Below are 21,151 nucleotides of genomic sequence, written 5' to 3' on the forward strand. Positions count from 1 at the left end.
TCTTTCTTAAAAGTCTTTCTTCGCAGCCTCAATGACTGCCGTGATTGAGCGCGGCAGATAATGATTGGCCGGCTTGGTCTCGTGCTCGGGCATCAAGGCGTAGCCATTGCGCTCACGAATGGCCTTGGACACTTCGGATGACTCATCTTTGATGTCGCCAAAGAGCCGCGCGTTGGTGGGGCAGGCCATCACGCAGGCGGGTTTGCGCTCGTTTTCCGGCAGGGTCTTGCTGTAGATGCGATCCACACAGAGCGTGCACTTGGTCATGACCTGGCGATCTTCGTCTAACTCACGTGCGCCATAGGGGCAGGCCCATGAGCAGTATTTGCAGCCAATGCACTTGTCGTAATCGACCAGCACAATGCCGTCTTCCTTGCGTTTGTAGCTTGCGCCAGTTGGACAGACGGGCACACAGGGTGGGTCTTCACAGTGCAGGCATGACTTCGGGAAGTGGATGGTCTGGGTCACAGGAAAGGTGCCGGCCTCATAGGTCTGCACCCGGTTGAAAAATGTTCCCGTTGGGTCTGCGCCATAGGGGTTCTGGTCACTCATGGGACCAGCCGCGCCGGACGTATTCCATTGTTTGCACGACGTGACACAGGCATGGCAGCCCACGCAGACGTTTAAGTCAATGACCAAGGCGAGTTGTTTTTGTGTGCTCATGATGCGTTGTAGGCGAGTTTGGTGGGAGCAGGCGCACCGCCTGGGCTGGACTTGGTGCTGGTCTGTGGGAAGGAGACCTTCTCTTCCGACGGATCAGCGGGGCGAATCCGCACGCGCACGTCATACCAGCCGGCCTGGCCGGTGATGGGGTCGGAGTTGCTGATCACGCGGCCCTGGGCGCCTATTGGAAGCTCTTCACTGATTAAGTGATTGAGCAAAAAGCCTTTGCGCGATTCGTCAGCACCCGGCGCCAGTCGCCATGCGCCATCGGATTTACCAATGGCGTTCCAGGTCCAGACGGTGCCGGGCTCCACCGCTTCCGAGTAACGGGCCATGCAGCGGACCTTGCCCCACTGAGACTCGACCCAGAGCCAGCCGCCATCGTCGACACCTGCTGCTTTCGCGGTGACAGGGTTCACAAAAAGATAGTTGTGGCTATGGATCTGGCGCAGCCAAGCGTTTTGTGAATCCCAGGAGTGATACATCGCCATGGGGCGCTGGGTGAGCGCGTGTAATGGGTAGGCATCTAAATCACTGACGCCATCTTCAAGCGGTGCATACCAAAACGGCAGCGGGTCAAAGAAGGTGGCAATCCGTTCGCGTAACTCTTGCGGGGGCTGTCGGCCGTCGCGTTTGCCCTGGGCGGCCAGGCGGAAATACTGCAGGTGTTCACAGTAGATCGCGATCTGCACGGGTTCTTCTTTTTGCCGCATGCCATAGTCTTTTGCAAAGCGGATGTAATCCCGGTTCCAGTTGCGCATGTATTGCAGCGATGGTTCTAACTCGAAGTGAAAGACGCAATTGTTTTGCTGATACATCTCCCACTGTTTTGGGTTGGGCTCGCCTTTGAGTGACTTACTGCCATCTTTGCCACGCCAGCCGGCTAAAAAGCCAATGCCAGAGCCTGGTGCGGTTTCGAAGTTCACCACAAAGTCTGGGTAGTCCTTAAACTTGCGGCCGCCTTCGGCAGTGGTAAATGCTGGAAGTTTTAATCGCGAGGCCAATTCCACCAAGACTTCTTGGAAGGGTTTGCATTCGCCCTTGGGGGCCACCACGGGAATACGCACGGAATCCACTGGGCCATCAAACTCGGAGATGGGGCGGTCTAACATGCTCATGCAGTCGTGGCGCTCTAAATAAGTGGTGTCCGGCAGTACTAAGTCGGCATAGGCCACCATCTCGGAATCAAACGCATCACAAACAACCAAAAATGGAATCTTGAATTCGCCCTTGTCATCCTTGGCATTGAGCATGTCACGCACGGCCATGGTGTTCATGGTGGAGTTCCAGGCCATATTGGCCATGAAGATCATGAGCGTGTCGATGGGATAGGGATCACCGCGAACTGCATTGGTGATCACGTTGTGCATCAGACCGTGGGCCGACAGTGGGTGTTCCCAAGAAAAGGCCTTGTCGATACGAATCGGGTCCCCCGATGCGGTGACCGCCAGATCTTCTGGCCGTGCGGGCCAGCCCAGTGGCGCAGCACCGAGTGGCGTATTGGGTTTGATCTGATCTTCCGATGATGTGGAACGAATCCGTGGTGGTGTCTGCCGGGGATAGGGCGCCTTGTGGCGAAAGCCGCCTGGCCGATCAATGGTCCCCAGCAGGCTCATCAGAATGGCAAGGGAACGAATGGTTTGAAAGCCGTTGGAGTGCGCAGCGAGTCCACGCATGGCATGAAAGGCCACTGGCCGGCCAATCACTTTGTCATGGGTCTTGCCCCAGGCATCGGTCCATTGAATTGGCAGATCAAAGGCCTGTTGAAAGGCGCTGTAGGCCATTTCTTTGGCAAGCAATTTGATTCGTACGGCAGGAATACCAGTAATCGATTCGGCCCACTCTGGCGTGGCGTGCTGGACCTGGCGCTTGAGTAATTCAAAGCTGGTGGCGACACGCTTACCAGCGTGTACGCCGCTGGTGATTTCGAACTCGCCTTCGAGCGCGAAAGATTCTGTTTCGCTCGTTTCACGGGGTACTGGTCGATTGGTTTTGGTGCACCAGGCCAGTTTATTCAGTGGCAGGTCTTCGCTCACCACAGGCCGATCGGGGTCTAGCAGAAAGAGTCCCTGATCGGGCCCTTCGTTCATGATGATGAGATCAGGGCTATTGGAAAACGAACGCAGAAACTCATGATCGATCTGATTGGAATTGATCAGTTCACGAACCAAGGCAAGCAGTAGTGCGCCGTCGGTACCGGGGCGAATTGGGATCCACTCATCGGCAATCGCGGAGTAGCCGGTGCGCACCGGGTTAATTGAAATGAACCGGCCGCCATCGCGCTTAAATTTTGAGAGCGCGATCTTCATGGGGTTGCTGTGGTGATCTTCGGCAGTGCCAATCATCACAAAGAGTTTGGCCTGATCCAGATCGGGCCCGCCAAATTCCCAGAAGCTGCCGCCAATGGTGTAGATCATGCCGGCGGCCATGTTGACCGAGCAAAAACCACCGTGGGCCGCGTAGTTGGGTGTACCGAATTGCCGCGCAAACAGCCCCGTGAGTGCCTGCATCTGATCGCGGCCGGTAAAGAGTGCAAACCTCTTGGGATCGGTGGCACGAATATGGGCAAGGCGCTTTTCCAGCATGGAAAAGGCTTCTCCCCAACTGATCTCCTCAAAGTTGGATTCGCCACGATCAGCCCCGGCGACTCGGCGCAGTGGCTTGGTCAGCCGTGCAGGCGAGTGCTGCTTCATGATGCCGGAAGACCCCTTGGCGCAGATCACACCCTTGTTCAGCGGGTGCTCTGGGTTGCCGTCGATATAGCGGACTTCGCCATCGCGCAGGTGCACGCGAATGCCGCAGCGGCAGGCACACATATAACAGGTGGTGTTTTTGATCTCGGCCTTACCCGTTGATGGGTCCTGGGTCGGGTCATGAATAGGGCTGTTGTCTCGCATATTTATTTTTTCTTATGGTTACTTGGAATGTCGTGCGGCACGCACGGCCAAGGCCGCAGAGGCCACCCGTGAAAAAGTGCTGTCAGAGCGTGAGATCAGGGCAATCGGTGCCGACACACCGGTCACAATGCCGGCGCAGGCGGCGCCAGCCATGTAGACCAGTGACTTAAACAGGATATTGGCTGCGTCTAAATCTGGAAGTAGTAAGAGATCAGGGTCGCCCGCAACGTTGGATTGAATGCCTTTGATTTTTGCTGACTCTTTTGAGATGGCGTTATCAAAGCCAAAGGGTCCTTCCACAATGGAATCTGGAAACTGCCCCTGCTTGGCCATCTCTACCAAGGCGGCGGCATCGAGTGTGGCCACCATGGCGGGGTTAACACTTTCTACCGCCCCCACGATCGCAACCTTTGGCTGTTTAATGCCAAGACGCTGCAGTAGTGTGATCGCATCAAACAGGAACTGTTTTTTGTGTTCCAGTGTCGGTGCGATGTTGACCACACAATCAGAGAGTGACAACAGCTTGTGATAGGCCGGCACATCGCAAATGATCACGTGCCCAATTCGGTGGGGGGTGCGCAGCCCGGTTTCTTTGTTCACGGCGGCGGCCATGAGTTCATCGGTGTGGAGTGACCCCTTCATCAATGCGGCAAGCTTTCCCTCGCGCACCAGCTTGGTGGCAGTTGTGGCCGTGACCTTGGGGTCATCGATCGTGTCCACAATGGTCATCAATGACAGATCGGCATTGGCCCCCTTTGCTGCAGCTTGAATCTTTGCAGTGGGTCCAATCAAAAAGACTTTGGCAATACCCAGCGATGCAATCTGATGGGCGGCCGTCATGGCTGGAACATCGCAGGGATAGACCACCCCCAGCGGCGTGTCGGAACGCTCCTGGGCAATGATCTCGGATAGGCGTGGGTGGGATGGACTATGCATGGCGTGATTTGGTCATCATGTTAACGATCTCAAGTAAAACAGCTTCACTAATTCCCCCGCCGAGATCCAGGGCTAATCGGTGCCGATAAAAACAGCCCAGATCTAGCCCAACGCCCAGCGCAGACACTTCAATGGATTTGCCGAATTCTATTTCTCTTATGACCTGCTTGAGGTGTTCATCCAGATAATGGTCATCATTTTCCTGGTGTGTTGCACTGTCCATCGGGCAGCCATCCGAGACCACGATCAGTAAGCGGCGATTGGCCGGGGTTTGGTTTAGCCGTTGTGCCGCCCAAGCCAATGCTTCGCCATCAATGCCTTCACGGAACAAGTCAAGACGACGCATGCCAGCAAGTCCCATACGTGCACGACGCCAGTCACGATTGGCGGGCTTGAAAACAATGTGGAGCTGTTCATTTAATCGGCCAGGCAGCTCTGGCTTTCCGGCCCGCATCCAGTCGCGTTTGGCTCGGCCACCATTCCAGCTCTGGGTTGAAAAGCCCAGCACTTCATTGCTGACACCAGCCATATCCAGAGCGCGGCAGAGCACATCCATCATTAGCGATAGCTGCTGTGCATGGGCCTTCATTGATCCAGAGCAGTCCAGTAAAAAGGTCACAGCCGCATTGCTTATCGGATGGACGAATTCCTGTTGAAAAACATCACGGGCCTGTGGGTCGGCAATGAGTCTGGCCAGTCTTCTGCCATCGATATAGCCCTCTTCCTGTTCAAACTCCCAGCCGTCACGCTCTGGCCGTGAGAGTCGATTCAAAAATATTCGGGCAAGCCTGGGCACATTGACACCAAGTTCGATGAGTTCCTGATCCATCTGGGCGCGGAACTCTCGCAGCTGAGCCGTGCGCACGAGATCGGTGGCATCGGATTCTTGGTCATAAGCTTTGGTGAAAACCCGATAGCGCTGATGCGATGCCTGCCAGGCTTTGCTCTGGCCACTGGCAGCAATCGGTGCTTCTGGCGTTTGCGATGACTCAAAATGCAGCCGCAGTGAAAACCCATTGCGCTGCGGCCGATTGCGTGTGGTACTGCCCGCTTGGCTTTCGGCGGTCTCAATGGCCGTGGCCACCCATTGGGCCAGCGCAATCGCGTGTGGAATAAAGGCGGACTGATCGGCCAAATGGTCTTTCATGCCGCGAAGCATGGGGCCAATTTCGGGCACGATATTCACACGGGTGCCTTCCATCAAATCCGACATCTGGTCGGGCGGCTCTTCACCAGTCAGCCGTGACCACGAGGCCACGGCAATCGTGAAGAGCAAAATCCCCAGACTCGTTTCCGTTAAGCCAGAGTTTTGAAACTCATCGGCCCAGAGCAAAAACCGTTTACGCAGATTGTGTTTCAGTCCTGGCAGGTCATCGGGGGCAAGGGCCTCGACTCGGATCTGCTCTAACAACTCAAAGACAAAACGTTGCGTCTCATTGCTGGGGCAGTGCTGCGCGTGAAGTGCAGCATCACTCAAGCGCAGCCTTAGCGCAGCCCCATCAAGCAGTGCCCGTTGATCCAAAAGCCGCTGGGCCACATCACTCTGATGGGCTGCATTGAGCGGCACCACCTCTGTGCCGCGATAGAGTGTCTGGCCACTCCACTGCAGGCTTGCATCATTGGCCAGTGCGCGCACCACGGCACCACCCACCGACGCAAACCGATCGGTGTCAGACACCCATCTTCCGCATCTTCCGGTGTCTGACACCGGGGTGATCAGTCGGCTAGTGTCTGACACCATGGTGTGCGCTGGGCTCACAAAATTAGGCCTGGTCTTGGCTGCTTTGTGGCAGCACGAGTTCTTGGTTAAAGCAGCGTTGGAAATATTCCGCGACCAGGGCGCGCTCTACGGGCTCGCACTTATTCAGAAATGAGAGCTGAAAGGCCAGGCCAAGATCGTGAAAAATCTCGCTGTTCTCTGCCCAGGTAATGATGGTTCGCGGTGTCATCAAAAGCGACAAATCCCCTGCGGCAAATCCCTTTCGGGTTAGACCGGCCAGGGCCACCATGGCACGAATCTGGGCCATCCCGGCGGTGTTGTTCATCGACGGCACGCGGGCCAACACAATGGCCACTTCTTCTTCGGGTGAGAGATAGTCAAGCGATGCCACCAGGTTCCAGCGATCAAGCTGGGCATGATTGAGAAGCTGTGTGCCCTGATACGAGCCGCTTAAATTACCAAGCCCCAGCGTATTCATGGTGGCAAACAATCGAAACGATGGGTGGGGCCGGATCACACGTTTTTGATCAATCAGGGTGAAGCTGCCCTCGCGCTCTAAAATCCGTTGAATCACAAACATCACATCGGGCCGGCCAGCATCGTATTCATCAAAGATCATGGCCATGGGCCGCTGAAGTGCCCAGGGCAAGATGCCTTCTTGAAACTCGGTCACCTGATTGCCATCGCGCAGCACGATCACATCCTTGCCCACCAGATCCAGGCGGCTGATGTGGCCATCCAGATTCACGCGAACACAGGGCCAATTCAATCGCGCAGCAACCTGCTCAATGTGGGTGGATTTTCCCGTGCCATGCATGCCTTGCAGCACCACTCGCCGATTAAAGGCAAAGCCCGCAAGAATGGTGAGTGTGACTTGTGGATTAAAGCGATAAGCCAAGTCGATTTCCGGCACATGGTCATCTTGCTCGGCAAAGGCCGGCACCATCATGTCGCTATCAATGCCAAAGACCTCTCTCACCGAGAGTCGTTGGGTGGGCTGGAGTTGCTCAAGATCAGTCGTCATGGGTTTGCTCGGCAGTGAAGTCGTCGTTAATGCGCGCAATGGCCTGGGCCGCACGCTGCAAGGCGGGAAGACAAGACAGTGCGCGTTCCATCGAAAACCGCATGACCGGGGCCTGCAGGGCCAGGCCCATGTTGGAACTGCCAGTGGGCGAGGGCACCAACACGCCCAAGCAGAGCAGGCCCGGCAGAAACTCTTCGTTATCGAAAGCGTAGCCCTGCTGCTTCACCTGCAGGATTTCTTTTTCGAGTGACTCTAAGGTGGTGTAGGTGTTGGCGGTGAATTTTTCCAGCGTGCCTGCATCCAGCAGTCGACGGCGCTGGGCTGGCGCCATCTGGCTTAAAAACAATTTGCCCGTGGCCGAGCAGTGGGCCGGTACACGGGAGCCAGGGTGAAGATAAAAACGCAGCGGTGCTGCGGTCTCGACTCGGTCGAGATAGAGCACTTCGCCGCCAGAAAATGCGGTGAGGTTGCAGCTCTCGCCAATCTCATCAACGAGTTGACGCAATATCGCGTGGCGTGCCCCATGGGTGGTGGTGTTCAACAGCAGCCGCTCGGCAAGCCGAATGAGTCGCTGCCCCGTGCTGTAGTGCCGGCCATTGCCGTCTCGCTGCAAGATGCCAGCGCTTTCTAACTGCGACAGCATGCGGTGCAGGGTGGGCTTAGGCAGGCCAGTCTCTTCCACCATGGCCTGAAGGGTGAAAGGCGCGTCTTTGCCGGCGATAACTTCCAGCAGGGCAAAGAGCCGCAGGTTGGGCGTGTCGCCGTCAATCCGGCTGCCGCCTAGGGGGTCGGTTAAGGTGTTCATCGTGCCGAAATCATAAGTTATTCCATTTTTTTTAACAATAAGTTCCGAAAAAAGAGATTTTGTTTGACATCGAAGATTTTCGCCCCTAGAGTTCGGCTCACTGGCCCCGGGGGAGCGGGGCCACCCCAATACAAAAAGAGGAGATGGAAATGAATGCAATGAACGAGATGCGCAAGGTGGCCCAGGGCGTCCAAAAAATGACGCCGTCGGAGGCTTTTGTGGAGACCTGTGTGGCCAACGGCGTGACCGAAATGTTCGGTATCATGGGCTCGGCTTTTATGGATGCCATGGATATTTTTGCCCCGGCTGGTATTCGGTTGATTCCAGTCGTGCATGAGCAGGGCGCAGCCCACATGGCCGACGGCTATGCCCGCGTGTCGGGCCGCCACGGTGTGGTGATTGGTCAAAACGGCCCTGGCATTAGTAACTGCGTGACAGCAATCGCTGCCGCGTATTGGGCTCACAGCCCTGTGGTCATCATCACGCCCGAGACCGGCACCATGGGCATTGGCCTTGGCGGTTTCCAAGAGGCCAATCAGTTGCCCATGTTCCAGGAATTCACCAAGTATCAGGGCCATGTGGTCAACCCCAAGCGCATGGCTGAAATTACGGCACGCTGCTTTGATCGTGCCATTTCTGAGATGGGCCCAACCCAGCTGAACATTCCCCGTGACTACTTCTACGGCGAGATCACTTGCGAGATTCCCAAGCCCATGCGTGTTGAGCGTGGCTCGGGTGGTGAGAACAGCCTGAAGGCTGCTGCTGAATTGTTGGCGACCGCTAAATTCCCGGTAATTCTTGCTGGCGGTGGCGTGGTCATGGGTGATGCGGTGGAAGAATGCAAGGCACTGGCTGAGCGTTTGGGGTCACCAGTTGCGGTGGGTTATTTGCGTAACGACGCATTCCCGGCAAGCCATCCGCTGTGGGCCGGTCCCCTGGGTTATCAGGGCTCTAAGGCTGCAATGAAATTAATTTCACAGGCAGATGTGGTGATCGCTCTTGGGTCGCGCATGGGGCCATTTGGCACGCTGCCACAGCACGGCATGGATTACTGGCCCAAAGAAGCCAAGATCATTCAGGTGGAAGCCGATCACACCAACCTGGGTTTGGTGAAAAAGATTGCCGTTGGTATTCACGGTGATGCCAAGGCCGTGGCCAAGGCATTACTTGCCCATATCAGCAAGGCCACTTTGGCATGTGACGCCACCAAGGCCGAGCGTGCTGCGAAGATCAAGGCTGAAAAAGATGCATGGGAAAAAGAACTCACCGAGTGGACTCATGAGCGCGATGCCTATAGCTTGGACATGATTGAAGAGGCTAAAAAAGAGCGTACCTTTAACGGCGGCCACTATCTGCATCCACGCCAGGTGCTACGCGAGTTGGAAAAGGCCATGCCCCCACGTGTCATGGTGTCCACCGATATCGGCAACATCAATTCGGTGGCCAACAGTTACCTGCGGTTTGAAGAGCCACGCAGCTTCTTTGCCCCCATGAGCTTTGGTAACTGCGGCTATGCCCTGCCCACGATGATTGGCGCGAAGGTCGCTGCACCGGATCGCCCTGCAGTGGCTTACGCGGGTGATGGTGCCTGGGCCATGAGCATGGTGGAGATCATGACGGCCGTGCGTCACGACATTCCGGTCACGGCCGTGGTCTTCCACAATCGCCAGTGGGGTGCTGAGAAGAAAAACCAGGTCGACTTCTACAACCGTCGATTCGTGGCGGGTGAGCTCGAGAGCCCCAGCTTTGCGGACATTGCGAAGTCGATGGGTGCAGAAGGCATTGTGGTCGACGAGCTTGAAAATGTTGGCCCAGCGCTCAAAAAAGCGATCGATATGCAGATGAATCAGCGCAAGACCTGCGTGATTGAAATCATGTGTACCCGTGAGCTGGGGGATCCCTTCCGCCGTGATGCGCTGAGCAAACCCGTGCGCTTTTTGGAGAAGTACAAAGATTACGTTTGATCTGCAAATTCGGAGTCGCTGCAGAAGGATTTTCCAATCGCTTCTGCAGCACTTCGCATCTTGGGCACAAAGCCTAACAAATCCTCTAGACTTTTTCTTCCAACCGGGGCCTGCACAGAGATCGCTGCGCAGGCTTTTTCTTTTGTCAGCATCACCGGCACGGCAACGGCAATCAGTCCCTGCAGGTGTTCTTCCTGATTGATCCCAATTTTTTCACGACGGGTTTTGACAAGGTCTTGTTCTAAGGCATGACGCTCGGTGTGTGTTTTGCCGGTGATGGGCCGCATGGGCATGAGATTGAGCAGCCGCTCTCGTTGTGGCTTGGGCAATAGACTGAGCAAGAGTTTGCCGCTGGCCGTGGCATGTAGTGGCACATGGCTTCCCGGTGTCAGGATGGCCCGCAGTGGCCAGGCAGCCTCGACCCGATCGAGATAAACAATGTCAGAGCCTGCCAAGGCAGTGATGTTGCAGGTTTCCCCCAGATCATCAACCAAGGACTGCAGGATGGCGTGCCGTTCACGCTGGCTTGGCGAGTGCATCAGGGCTGAGACCGCAAAGTCTTCAATTCGGCGCCCGAGCTGATAGCGCCGATCCCCTGGGTACTTCACCACCAGTCCTGCCAAGAGCAGCTGCTCCAGGATTCGGTGCACGGTCTGTTTGGGCAGGGCCGTGTCCCGCATGAGCTCGGACATGGTTTTGCCATCGGATTGTTGGGCGATGCACTCCAGCATGCGAAAGGCGCGCAGGGCCGAGGAGTTTGATTGATTGCTTTCCATGGTCACCCAGGATACCTCATAAATACCAGATATCGGGACTTTTTTGCATCGCAATCTGCAATAACGTACGTTTAATCACACCACAGGAGACGCCTCATGAACACTTTTCAAACACGCCGCCGCTTGTTGCAGTCCACCTTGGCTCTGTCTGCGGGTGCTGCTGGCTTGGTCCATGCACCGTCGCTCTTTGCCCAGGCCAAGTACCCCAGCCGCCCTGTGGAATTCATCGTGCCCTGGGGTGCTGGGGGCGGGGCCGATCAGCTGGCCCGCAAGGTTGGAAAAATTCTTGAGGCAGATCTCAAGGCCTCTTTCCCCATCGTGAACGTGGCCGGTGCTACCGGAAACACGGGCATGACCAAGATGCTGACTGCGGCAGCCGATGGTTATTCAATTGGTATTTTGATTGGTGACACGCTGGCCACCTTGGCCGGCGGTGGGGCCCGCTGGAAACTCAACGAGATCGTGCCTCTGGGCATCATGATCCGTCAGCCGACCGGCATCTTTGTGAAGGCGGACAGCAAGTACAAGACTTTCCAAGATCTGCTCAATGACACGAAGAGTAACGAAGTGAAGGTGGCCATTCTTGGTTTCGGTAGCGCCGACGAAATCATGGTCAAGCAGATGGTGGCCAAGGGCCACAAGATGCGCATGGTGCCATTTGCCAAACCCGGCGAGCGTTACTCGTCAATCCTGGGTGGCCATGCGGACGTGCTCTTGGAGCAGGCCGGTGATGTCGGCTCCTTCCTGAGTTCAAAACAGATGCGTCCATTGGCATTTTTTGCCGATGCTCCCGCCCCTGGGTTTCCTAATGTTCCGCTGGTGAAAGATTCTGGGTTCCCCATCAGCATTAGTCAGTTCCGTGCGATTGTGATGCGCGCTGGCACTGATGCGGGTCAGGTGTCGGCACTGGCGGCAGCGATTGAGCGTGCCGCAAAGTCGGCCGAATTTAAGCAGTATCTCTCTGACGAGCAGGCGTATGCCGACAGCTTTATTGCGCAGAAAGACTCGATGGCGTTTTTGCAGCGGGAACTCAAGGCGATTGAATCGAATAAATCCTGAACTTGTGATTGGAATCGTCTTATGACACGCATTCGCCGTGCGGCGCCGTACATGTTGTTACTGGTGGTGTCTTTTGTGTTGTTGTGGTCTTTAAGCCAGACGCCCACCGATAGCGTGCCCGAGGGCACACTTGGGCCAACCGCCTGGCCCAAGGCCATCGTGGCCCTAATGATTTTGTTGTGCGTCTACGAGACATTGAAACGTCTGGCGCGGGCAAAAGATTTGTTTACTGGATTTATTGATCGGCAGGAGCAGGCTGCTGCGCGCGGCGAAGAGGTGGGCTCCATCAAGACGCTGCTCGCGCCCACGGTGGAAGAATCGCAAGACGACGACCCGCCAATTCAGCCGCTCAAACTGATGGGTGGTATCGCGCTGATCGCAGGCTATGCAGTGGGCATCACCACCCTTGGTTTTTTTCTCAGTAGCGCCGTGTTTCTGTCGGTCTTCGCAGCGATCGGTGGCTATCGGCACGTGATTTGGAACCCGGTGATCTGCCTGATTGGCAGCTTTGGTTTTTTCTTTGTGTTTATGCGGGTGGCTTATATCTCGCTTCCTTTGGGGGAGGGCCTTTTTAAAGAGTTTTCCCTGCTGTTACTCAAACTGATCGGAGTGAGCTAAAGCTATGGACGTCTTACTCAATCTATTTCAAGGGGTCGTCACCGTTTTCACGCCAGTGAATTTTCTGGTGATGGTGATTGGCCTGGTGCTGGGCATGCTGGTGGCAGTGCTGCCTGGGCTAACACTCGTGATGGGCGTGGTGCTCGCCCTGCCGTTTACCTATCAAATGGGGGTTGGCCCCGCACTCATTTTGCTTACCGCCATGTATGTGTCGGGCACCTACGGCGGTGCCATTACCGCGATTCTTTTTCGCATTCCTGGGGAACCCATGGATGTGCCCCTGCTGTGGGACGGTTATGAAATGACCAAGCAGGGTCTGGCTGCCAAGGCCCTGGGCTATTCGCTGATCGCAGCGCTGGTGGGTGGGTTGGCTTCTGCGGTGTTGATGGTGGCCATGGCCAAGCCGGTTGCTGAAGTTGCCCTGAAGTTTTCCTCGCCAGAATTTTTTGCAGTTATTGTTTTTGGCTTATCCAGTGTGGTGTCGTTGGGCGGCAAGTCATTGGTCAATGCCTTGATCAGTCTGTGTCTTGGCCTGTTGTTCGCAACGGTGGGTGTCGATTCTATTTATGGACAAGAGCGCCTGACTTTTTCTCAGCCATTTCTCATGGATGGCATTGAGTTTCTCTTGGTCATGGTGGGGGCCTATGGGATTGGTGAAGTACTCACGCGGCTCTCGGTGGGCTATCCCAGCGAGGGCGGTGATGATCAGGCCGCCAAGCCAAGTCGGTTTGTGACCGCGTTTCCCAAGCTTCGCGAATTGCTGCCACTGAAGGGGAGTTTTGTGCGTGGCACCGGCACTGGTGTCGTGGTGGGATTGGTTCCCGGTGCAGGCGCCACCGTGTCGTCGTTTGTGGCCTACGGTATTGAGCGGCAATACGGTAAGAACGGCAATAAGCTGGGCACCGGTGCACCCGAGGGCATTATTGCGGCCAAGTCAGCGGCCACGGCGTCAGTCGGTGGGGCCTTGGTACCCCTGCTGACCATGGGTATTCCGGGAAGTGGTGCCACCGCCATTATTTTGGCGGCCTTTTTGTTGCACGGCATTCAGCCAGGCCCCCAGGTTTTTGTGAGCAGCTCTGCCTTGATCTACACGGTTTTTGCATCCGTTTTTATTGGTGTGATTGGCATGTGTATCTTGGGCTACTTTGCAATCAAGCCGCTCACCAAGGTCTTGGATGCGCCCGAAGCCGTGGTCTCGGCCTTTGTGATTATGTTTTGTTTTGTCGGCGCCTTTGCTGCCCGCAACAACACATCCGATCTTTATGTGATTGCGGCGTTTGGCCTGTTGGGATTTTTGTTTGAGCGGTTTAAGTTTCCGATTGCACCGCTTGTGCTGGGAACGATTCTTGGCCCGCTTGCGGAAGACAACTTCATGACGACCATGGTCAGTTTTAATAACGACTGGACGGTCTTTCTTACCCGGCCGATTAGCCTTGGTATTCTGATCGTGGCTGCCATAGGCGTGTTTTATCCCATGATTCGCTCGACCTACGCCAAGAAATCGCAAACCTAAAAAGAAAAACAAGTAACACCAAGATCCCTCACGAAAGGTAATACAGATGGCAGAAGTGGTTGCAACACCCGCAGGCCCAGTTGGCACAATGGTCCAGGGCTTGATTGATCGGGCCCGTCAGGCCCAACAGAAAATTGACGGGTATACCCAGGCGCAGGTGGACCTGATGGTGTCATCGGTCGCCTGGGCTATTTTGGAGCCGGGCCGCAATCGGCTACTGGCTGACCTGGCGGTAAAGGATTCTGGCATTGGCAATGCAGACGACAAGTTCACCAAAAATTTTCGCAAGACCTTAGGCCTGGTGCGCGACTTAAAGGGCGCCATCTCGGTGGGCGTGTTGCGTGAAGACCCCGCCAATGGCATTACTGAAATTGCGCGGCCCGCAGGGGTGGTAGCGGCCATTACACCGTCGACCAATCCCGGGGCAACACCGATTAATAAAATTCTAAATTCCTTGAAATGCCGAAATGCCGTGATCTTGGCACCATCGCCCAAGGGCGCATCCACCTGTGCCACGTTGTTGGGTTTTGTGCATGAGCAGTTACGAAAGGTGGGTGCGCCAGAAGATCTGGTGCAGATGCTGCCCGCCCCGATCTCAAAAGAAGCCACTCATGAACTGATGCGCCGCGCGGATCTGATTGTGGCCACCGGCTCTCAGGCCAATATTCGCTCGGCCTATTCCAGCGGCACGCCGGCCTTTGGCGTGGGTGCAGGTAATGCGGCAGCGATTATCGATGAGTATGCCGATGTCGCAGCAACTGCAGTCAAGATTGCCCGCTCGAAGACGTTTGATCACGCCACGAGCTGTTCTAGTGAAAATGGTGCTGTGATTGTCGATGCCATCTACGACAAGGCGATTGCCGCATTACAAACGGCTGGTGGTGTGATGCTGACACCTGAAGATCAGGCCAGGCTGCAGGCGTTTATGTTCCCCGGCGGCAAACTCTCATCCGCCGCAACCGCCCAGTCGGCGGTGACGATTGCACAGCGTGCTGGCTTAACCACTCCTGGTGCGAATAAGGCCAAGTTCTTGATGGTGACCGCGACCTCAGCGGGCAAAGAAGAACCTTTTTCTGGTGAGAAGCTCAGCCCCGTGTTGACCGTCTGGCGTGTGGCCGACTTTCAAGCGGCGGCTGCCATGGTGGCCAAGATCTATGCCTATCAGGGTGCCGGCCATTCGGTCAGTCTTCATACCGCCGCCAGTGGCGATGTCTTGGAAACCCGCGCCCGCGACCTTGCCCACCACTTGCCGGTCTGCCGTGTGATTGTGAATCAGGCCCATGCGATTGCCACAGGCGGCAGTTTTGACAATGGCCTGCCATTCTCGCTTTCCATGGGCTGCGGCACCTGGGGCAAGAATAGTTTTTCAGAGAATATGAATTATCGGCATTACATGAACATCACGCGGATTGCCCGGCCCATCCCGGAAAAGGTGCCAACCGTCGACGAGTTGCTGGCTGACTATTTTGAAAAGTTTGGACGTTAAATCAATGAAGACGCTTCAAGACGTATGGGTGCACTGGGCAGTGAGCCAGCCCGATGCACCCATATTGATCTCCCCTGAAACCGATCGCCGTGTCACTTACGCCGAGTTGCATCAGCAGACTCGGGAGCTGGCCGGTACGCTTAAGCGCATGGGCATTCAACCGGGCACCCATATTGGCCTGTATTTGCAAAATGGTCTGCAGACGACCCGATTGTTTTTGTCCATCATGGCGGCAGGTTATGTGGTCACGCCGTTTAATCTGCTGGCCCATGTGGATCAGCTGGCCTGGGTCTTGGACCACAGTGATTGTGAGCTGGTGTTCTATGGGGAAGGCCAGCGCGAGACCCTGTTGGCAGCACTCAAGAAAACCCAACGCAGTTTTGCCACCCGTCAGATTGATTCCGATGCGCAAACGCTCGCGCTTGACGATGGCGCGGCAGTGGAACTCAGCCCCTTGGCGGCAGATCAGCCCGCCCTGCTGATGTACACATCAGGCACTACGGGCACGCCCAAGGGCGTGCGGCTCACGCATCGCAATCTTTTGCATGCGGCCCACACAGTCAGCCAGTGGCACCAGCTCACACATCAAGACCGTGTGCTGAGTTCATTGCCCATTTATCACATCAACGGGCAGTCGATTGCCACCATCACGCCGTTTTATTCGGGCGGCAGCATTGTGTTGCCCCAGAAGTTCTCGGTGTCGCAGTGGTGGCCTGCCGTGCTGAAGTACGAGTGCACCTGGATCAACATGGTGCCCACCATCATTGCTTACTTACTCAATTCGGCAAAAGATGCCAATGCACCTGCGGCCCAGGCCCTAAAGCGGGTGCGGTTTGGCCGATCTGCATCGGCACCGCTTCCGCCGGAGCATCATCGGGCCTTTGAGGAGCGCTTTGGCATTCCCGTGATTGAAGCCATGGGCATGACGGAATCGGCGTCTGTTGTATTTTGTAATCCGCATGATGATCGGCGTCGCTATGGCAGTCCGGGCCTGCCCTGTGGTGTGCAGGCCAAGGTGGTCAGCCCCGATGGCGTGGCGCTTGGGGACAACGAAACAGGTGAGCTCTGTTTGTATGGCGATAACGTGATGTCTGGCTACTACAAGTCTGATGCAGAAACAGCAAAGGCATTTGATGCCCAGGGCTGGTTAAAGACAGGAGACTTGGGCTATCGCGATGCAGATGGTTTTTATTTTGTAACGGGCCGGCTGAAAGAGCTGATCATCAAAGGCGGGGAAAACATTGCGCCCCGCGAGATCGATGAAGTCTTGTTAAAGCACCCATCGGTACTCGATGCCGCCTGCGTGGGCATTCCCGACCCAAACTATGGACAAGAGATTCTGGCCTGCATTGTCTTGAAAGAAGGAAGTGCTTGTACCGAAGAGGAAATTCGTGGGTTTTCCATTGAACGACTTGGCAAATACAAGACACCAAAGGTGTTTCATTTCGTTGCCGATCTTCCACGCGGACCATCTGGAAAGGTGCAAAGGCTAAAACTGATCGATTGGGTATAGTGGCGCCCATGAAGTATCTGCCCTTTGCGCGATGGTCCCAGGATTGGAAAACGCCTGGCACCATTCGCACGGATCTGCTTGCTGGTCTTACCGGCGCCATTGTGGTGCTGCCCCAGGGGCTGGCCTTTGCTACTTTGGCGGGCATGCCACCGCACTACGGCCTGTATGCCGCGATTCTGCCGTGCATCATTGCCGCGCTGTTTGGTTCGAGCCGACTGATGGTAACGGGGCCTGCCAACGCAATTTCGCTCACCACCATGGCCCTGATTGGGTCGATGGCAATTCCCGAGAGCCCAGAGTACGTCAGTCTTGTGTTGACCTTGAGTTTCTTGGTGGGCATCTTGCAGATTGCGCTTGGGCTTGGGGGTGTTGGCAAGTGGGTTGAAAAAGTGCCGCACTCGGTCATTGTGGGCTTCACCACAGGGGCCGCCATTCTGATTATCAATAGCCAGGTGGGCAGCCTGGTTGGCGTAGAGATTCCCAGGGGCGTGAGTGTGGCCGAGACACTGCAGGCTGCGTTTACTGGCGTTGTACAGGGTGTGGCCCAGCCCCTTGCACCGCTGTTGGTCGTCTTAACTCTGATTGTGATGCGTCTGTGGCGGCCTTTGAATCGAAAAATTCCGGCAATGTTGATTGCGGTTATTTTTGGAAGCCTTGCGGCGATGGCGCTTGAGCACTGGCTGGGTAACGGCTACACATTTCGCCGAGTGAGTGCTATTCCGGGGGCGATCCCACCGCTCTCCATGCCCGATTTTCGACTGAGCACTGTTCAGCAGCTCTTTGGTGCGGCGATGGTCATGGTGTTGTTGGCGTCGACCGAGGCCATGGCGATTGCCCGTGCCATGGCGCTCAAAACCAAAGATCCGTTCGATGCCAATCAGGAATTTATTGGTCAGGGCCTGGCCAATCTTGGTGGCGCCTTTACATCGGCCTATCCGGCAAGCGGTTCCTTTAATCGATCGGGTGTGAACTTTGCCGCAGGTGCGCGCACGCCGCTATCGGCAGCCAGTGCCGGCGTGTTTCTGGTGCTGATTTTGCTGTTCGTGTCACCCCTGGCCATGTATCTGCCCTATGTGGTGATCTCGGCTTTGCTGTTGGCGGTTGCCTGGGGCCTGATCGACATGAGACAGATTCGGCATGAAATTCATGCAGGCCCACGCGAGTGGCTGCCGATGGCCGTCACCGGCATTGGCACGGTCGCTGCGTCACTGGAGTGGGCCGTGTTACTTGGCATTTGCACCGCCATGATCACGCATCGCTTTTTAAAGAAAAAGCACTGAATTACCCCGGGTGTTTTATTGGCCGGGGCGAGGCCGGCCGACACAGTATTTACCCCTAGACATTCCATCTAACGCCCCCAAATCGTTGTGAACACGGCATCCTGCGGTGGCGCCGTTTTTCTGCGGTGCAGCGTGGATCTAAACAAAACAGATCCCTGGACCTATCCGAGCAGATTGTCTGATCGGTAGTCTTTGCCTTACTAAAATAATTACGAGGAGATAGACATGCACATCAACATTATTCGCCGCGCAGTCGTGGGTGCAATTGCCGCAAGCGGACTCATGGGTGCTCAAGCGTATGCACAGCCCAAAGAAGTCACGATTGCATACCAAGACATGATGATGCCCTGGCGTTTTGCTCACGCCACGGGTGAGATTGAAAAAGCCACCGGTTACAAAATCAATTACCGCAAGTTTGGCGGTGGTGGCGATGTGATTCGCGCGATGGCCTCTGGCCAGGTGCAAATTGGCGAAGCCGGTTCCGCGCCGATTGCCTCGGCACTCTCGCAAGGTCTGCCGGTGGAATTAATCTGGATCATGGCGGATATTGGAGACGCCGAAGCCTTGGTGGCCCGTAAGGCCAGCGGCGTGAAGAGTGTTGCCGATCTGAAAGGCAAAAAAATTGGGGTGCCGTTTACATCGACCACTCACTTTCATACCCTGGTTGCTCTGGAGGCTGCAAAGCTGAAAGCCACTGATGTGCGCATTCTGAATATGCGCCCGCCAGAGGTTGCAGCAGCCTGGGAGCGTGGCGATATTGATGCCACCTTTATCTGGGACCCGGTATTGGCCAAGGTGAAGTCCAGCGGTGTGGTGCTCACCACTTCTGGAAAAATTTCCCAAGACACAGGCAAGGCAACTTTTGAGGGCATCTTGGCCCAAAAGGAATGGGCCAAGTCGAATCAAGACTTTGTGGTGAAGTTTCTAAAAGTCATCGCAAACGCCGACGACAACTATCGTAAAAACGCTGCCAAGTGGGTGGTGGGCTCGCCCATGGTGAAAGCCGTGGCCGATGTCACGGGTGCCAAGGCTGAAGATGTACCACCCGGTATGCAGTTGTATCGCTTCCCGACCATCGCTGAGCAGACATCGAAGACCTGGATGGGCGGCGGTAAAGACAGCGGGGCAGCGAAGTCACTGGCGGCTACTGCTGCATTTCTAAAGTCGCAGGGCACGATATCGGCCACGTTAAACGACTACTCGGTTGGCGTGAACCCACGCTTTGCTGAGTCAGCGGGTAAATAATAAAAAAATAACGGGGGAGACACCATTGAGTACGTTGCATATCCAAGATGTATCGGTTCAGTTTGAGACTCGACGTGGCGAATCCACGCTGGCGCTCTCGACGGTCAATCTCGAGATGAACTCGGGAGATTTTGTGGTGGCCATCGGGGCGTCGGGCTGCGGGAAGACCACACTACTGTCTTGCATTGCCGGGTTCTTGGAGCCGTCACAAGGCGATATCGTGCTCAATGGTGCCGTTGTCCACGGCCCCGGTGCCGACCGGGGCGTGGTGTTTCAAAAGCATGCGCTCATGCCCTGGCTTAACGTGATCGAAAACGTTGAGTTTGGTTTGAAAATGCGGGGTGTTCCGAAAAAAGAGCGCCGCGAAGTCGCGATGGACAAGATCCAAGCGGTTGGACTGACCAAATATGTGAATTCGCCGGTCTATCAGCTCTCGGGCGGCATGCAGCAGCGGGTGGGCATTGCCCGTGCATTGGCCTCTAACCCAGAAGTGTTGCTTATGGATGAACCACTGGGGGCGCTGGATGCCTTAACCCGTGAGTCAATTCAAGAAACCATTCTTCGGCTCTGGGACAAAGAAAAGAAGATTGTCTTTTTTATTACCCACTCGGTAGAAGAGGCGCTTTTCTTGGCAACCGACTTGATTGTGATGTCGCCATCACCTGGCCGGATTGTGAAGCGCTACAAGCTGTCGTTTTGTCATGACTTTATCCGCACGGGCGATGCACGTGCCGTCAAGTCGCAGCCCGAATTTATTCGCATGCGTGAAGAAGTGGTCTCGCTGATTCACGACACCAAACATTGAGCCACGGAGAGAAACGATGAGTGCATCCAGTGCGCCGATGAGAAAAGTAAAGGGCTATCGTGTACCGGGCGAGGGCCCGACCATGACGATTTCATTGATCACCACCGCAGCGATTTTTATTCTCTGGTGGGCCATCACGGCGGCAGGGTTGTTACCGCCCCTGGTGCTACCAACCCCAGCAGCGGTCTGGGAAGCCTTTATGGCGGGCAACCGTGGGGAATTACAGGGCGGCATTACGCTGATTGAGCACTTTGGTTGGAGCGTCTACCGTGTGTTCGGCGCCTTTTTTCTGGCCTGCCTGTTTGCCATTCCAGTGGGTATCTTGATGGGTGTGTCACGGATCATGCGCGGTATTTTTGACCCGCCGATTGAGTTTTATCGCCCCCTGCCACCACTGGCTTATCTGCCCCTGGTCATCATCTGGTTTGGGATTGATGAAACTTCAAAAATCATTCTGATTTATTTGGCCTGCTTTGCGCCCCTGGCGGTTGCGGCCCGCGCCGGTGTGCGTTCAGTCACGGTAGAGCAAATCAATGCAGCATTTTCTATGGGGGCATCGCGCTCACAGGTGGTCTGGCATGTGATTTTGCCGGCGGCCCTGCCCGAGATTCTCACCGGCATGCGCATTGCGATTGGTTTTGGCTGGACCACCCTGGTGGCAGCCGAGATGGTGGCAGCCACGGCTGGCCTTGGTCAGATGGTGCTCAATGCATCGAACTTCTTGCGCACCGATGTGGTCATCATGGGCATTATCGTGATCGGTATTGTTGCCCTGCTGTTTGATGCGCTGATGCGCCGGATCGAAATCTGGGCCGTGCCTTGGCGCGGCCGCATGTAAATTCTTGCC

General features: G+C 55.7%; 17 protein-coding genes. 10 read left to right on the forward strand and 7 right to left on the reverse strand.

Going from position 1 to position 21,151, the window contains the following annotated elements:
* Window positions 1–6: 6 nt before the first annotated feature.
* From AOB54_03150 to AOB54_03175, 6 genes are read right to left on the reverse strand one after another with little or no spacing between them, the layout of a single operon-like run.
* Entirely contained in the window at window positions 7–663 is a 657-nt protein-coding gene (locus AOB54_03150) for a 4Fe-4S dicluster domain-containing protein (GenBank protein WVN42388.1), read from the reverse strand.
* Window positions 660–3,560 (reverse strand): molybdopterin oxidoreductase family protein, encoded by a 2,901-nt coding sequence (locus tag AOB54_03155; protein ID WVN42389.1) that lies wholly within the window; start codon window positions 3,558–3,560, stop codon window positions 660–662. Before AOB54_03155 ends, AOB54_03150 begins: the two co-directional genes overlap by 4 nt.
* A gap of 18 nt (window positions 3,561–3,578) precedes the next feature.
* A complete protein-coding gene (locus AOB54_03160; protein WVN42390.1) occupies window positions 3,579–4,496 on the reverse strand; it encodes a bifunctional enoyl-CoA hydratase/phosphate acetyltransferase in 918 nt (305 codons plus the stop codon).
* Entirely contained in the window at window positions 4,489–6,255 is a 1,767-nt protein-coding gene (locus AOB54_03165; GenBank protein ID WVN42391.1) for a cobalt chelatase, read from the reverse strand. The genes AOB54_03160 and AOB54_03165 overlap by 8 nt, the downstream gene beginning before the upstream one ends.
* 4 nt (window positions 6,256–6,259) lie before the next feature.
* The gene (locus AOB54_03170; protein WVN42392.1) at window positions 6,260–7,240 is read right to left on the reverse strand and encodes a MoxR family ATPase; all 981 of its coding nucleotides are present in this window, start codon (window positions 7,238–7,240) and stop codon (window positions 6,260–6,262) included.
* Window positions 7,230–8,045, reverse strand: a complete 816-nt coding sequence (locus AOB54_03175; protein WVN42393.1) for an IclR family transcriptional regulator — start codon at window positions 8,043–8,045, stop codon at window positions 7,230–7,232. Before AOB54_03175 ends, AOB54_03170 begins: the two co-directional genes overlap by 11 nt.
* A gap of 158 nt (window positions 8,046–8,203) precedes the next feature.
* On the opposite strand from AOB54_03175, the gene xsc reads away from it, so the two are divergent.
* Window positions 8,204–10,009: a sulfoacetaldehyde acetyltransferase gene (gene xsc / locus AOB54_03180; GenBank protein WVN42750.1), complete on the forward strand. Its 1,806-nt coding sequence runs from the start codon at window positions 8,204–8,206 to the stop codon at window positions 10,007–10,009.
* On the opposite strand, the gene AOB54_03185 is transcribed toward xsc, so the two are convergent.
* Entirely contained in the window at window positions 10,000–10,785 is a 786-nt protein-coding gene (locus tag AOB54_03185; protein ID WVN42394.1) for an IclR family transcriptional regulator, read from the reverse strand. The two genes, xsc and AOB54_03185, sit on opposite strands and share 10 nt — an antisense overlap.
* Before the next feature lie 96 nt (window positions 10,786–10,881).
* Here AOB54_03185 and AOB54_03190 point away from each other — a divergent pair, with 96 nt between their 5' ends.
* The 9 genes from AOB54_03190 to AOB54_03230 all read left to right on the forward strand — a co-directional run bounded on the left by AOB54_03190 (window position 10,882) and on the right by AOB54_03230 (window position 21,142).
* A complete protein-coding gene (locus AOB54_03190) occupies window positions 10,882–11,844 on the forward strand; it encodes a tripartite tricarboxylate transporter substrate binding protein (protein WVN42395.1) in 963 nt (320 codons plus the stop codon).
* A gap of 21 nt (window positions 11,845–11,865) precedes the next feature.
* A complete protein-coding gene (locus AOB54_03195) occupies window positions 11,866–12,462 on the forward strand; it encodes a tripartite tricarboxylate transporter TctB family protein (protein WVN42396.1) in 597 nt (198 codons plus the stop codon).
* A 4-nt stretch (window positions 12,463–12,466) separates the two neighbouring features.
* Entirely contained in the window at window positions 12,467–13,975 is a 1,509-nt protein-coding gene (locus AOB54_03200) for a tripartite tricarboxylate transporter permease (GenBank protein WVN42397.1), read from the forward strand.
* A gap of 46 nt (window positions 13,976–14,021) precedes the next feature.
* Window positions 14,022–15,461, forward strand: a complete 1,440-nt coding sequence (locus tag AOB54_03205; protein WVN42398.1) for an aldehyde dehydrogenase family protein — start codon at window positions 14,022–14,024, stop codon at window positions 15,459–15,461.
* Window positions 15,462–15,465: 4 nt separating this feature from the next.
* Window positions 15,466–16,974 carry an AMP-binding protein gene (locus AOB54_03210; protein ID WVN42399.1) on the forward strand — a complete coding sequence of 503 codons (1,509 nt, stop codon included), beginning with the start codon at window positions 15,466–15,468 and terminating at the stop codon, window positions 16,972–16,974.
* A gap of 8 nt (window positions 16,975–16,982) precedes the next feature.
* On the forward strand, window positions 16,983–18,254 hold the full coding sequence (locus tag AOB54_03215) for a solute carrier family 23 protein (GenBank protein ID WVN42400.1): 1,272 nt from the start codon (window positions 16,983–16,985) through the stop codon (window positions 18,252–18,254).
* Window positions 18,255–18,479: 225 nt separating this feature from the next.
* Window positions 18,480–19,499: a taurine ABC transporter substrate-binding protein gene (gene tauA, locus AOB54_03220; GenBank protein WVN42401.1), complete on the forward strand. Its 1,020-nt coding sequence runs from the start codon at window positions 18,480–18,482 to the stop codon at window positions 19,497–19,499.
* A gap of 25 nt (window positions 19,500–19,524) precedes the next feature.
* Complete coding sequence (locus tag AOB54_03225; protein ID WVN42402.1) at window positions 19,525–20,304, forward strand: ATP-binding cassette domain-containing protein; 780 nt, start codon at window positions 19,525–19,527, stop codon at window positions 20,302–20,304.
* Window positions 20,305–20,320: 16 nt separating this feature from the next.
* Window positions 20,321–21,142, forward strand: a complete 822-nt coding sequence (locus AOB54_03230) for an ABC transporter permease subunit (GenBank protein WVN42403.1) — start codon at window positions 20,321–20,323, stop codon at window positions 21,140–21,142.
* Window positions 21,143–21,151 lie beyond the last annotated feature (9 nt).

It is taken from the genome of beta proteobacterium MWH-UniP1, assembly GCA_036362785.1.
GTDB lineage: Bacteria > Pseudomonadota > Gammaproteobacteria > Burkholderiales > Burkholderiaceae_A > Lacustribacter.

Excerpts from the sequence above, each read along its gene's own strand:
- AOB54_03150 (WVN42388.1), bottom strand. The coding sequence starts at position 663 with ATGAGCACACAAAAACAACTCGCCTTGGTCATTGACTTAAACGTCTGC.
- AOB54_03155 (WVN42389.1), bottom strand. The coding sequence starts at position 3,560 with ATGCGAGACAACAGCCCTATTCATGACCCGACCCAGGACCCATCAACG.
- AOB54_03160 (WVN42390.1), bottom strand. The coding sequence starts at position 4,496 with ATGCATAGTCCATCCCACCCACGCCTATCCGAGATCATTGCCCAGGAG.
- AOB54_03170 (WVN42392.1), bottom strand. The coding sequence starts at position 7,240 with ATGACGACTGATCTTGAGCAACTCCAGCCCACCCAACGACTCTCGGTG.
- AOB54_03175 (WVN42393.1), bottom strand. The coding sequence starts at position 8,045 with ATGAACACCTTAACCGACCCCCTAGGCGGCAGCCGGATTGACGGCGAC.
- xsc (WVN42750.1), top strand. The coding sequence starts at position 8,204 with ATGAACGAGATGCGCAAGGTGGCCCAGGGCGTCCAAAAAATGACGCCG.
- AOB54_03185 (WVN42394.1), bottom strand. The coding sequence starts at position 10,785 with ATGGAAAGCAATCAATCAAACTCCTCGGCCCTGCGCGCCTTTCGCATG.
- AOB54_03190 (WVN42395.1), top strand. The coding sequence starts at position 10,882 with ATGAACACTTTTCAAACACGCCGCCGCTTGTTGCAGTCCACCTTGGCT.
- AOB54_03195 (WVN42396.1), top strand. The coding sequence starts at position 11,866 with ATGACACGCATTCGCCGTGCGGCGCCGTACATGTTGTTACTGGTGGTG.
- AOB54_03200 (WVN42397.1), top strand. The coding sequence starts at position 12,467 with ATGGACGTCTTACTCAATCTATTTCAAGGGGTCGTCACCGTTTTCACG.
- AOB54_03205 (WVN42398.1), top strand. The coding sequence starts at position 14,022 with ATGGCAGAAGTGGTTGCAACACCCGCAGGCCCAGTTGGCACAATGGTC.
- AOB54_03210 (WVN42399.1), top strand. The coding sequence starts at position 15,466 with ATGAAGACGCTTCAAGACGTATGGGTGCACTGGGCAGTGAGCCAGCCC.
- AOB54_03215 (WVN42400.1), top strand. The coding sequence starts at position 16,983 with ATGAAGTATCTGCCCTTTGCGCGATGGTCCCAGGATTGGAAAACGCCT.
- tauA (WVN42401.1), top strand. The coding sequence starts at position 18,480 with ATGCACATCAACATTATTCGCCGCGCAGTCGTGGGTGCAATTGCCGCA.
- AOB54_03230 (WVN42403.1), top strand. The coding sequence starts at position 20,321 with ATGAGTGCATCCAGTGCGCCGATGAGAAAAGTAAAGGGCTATCGTGTA.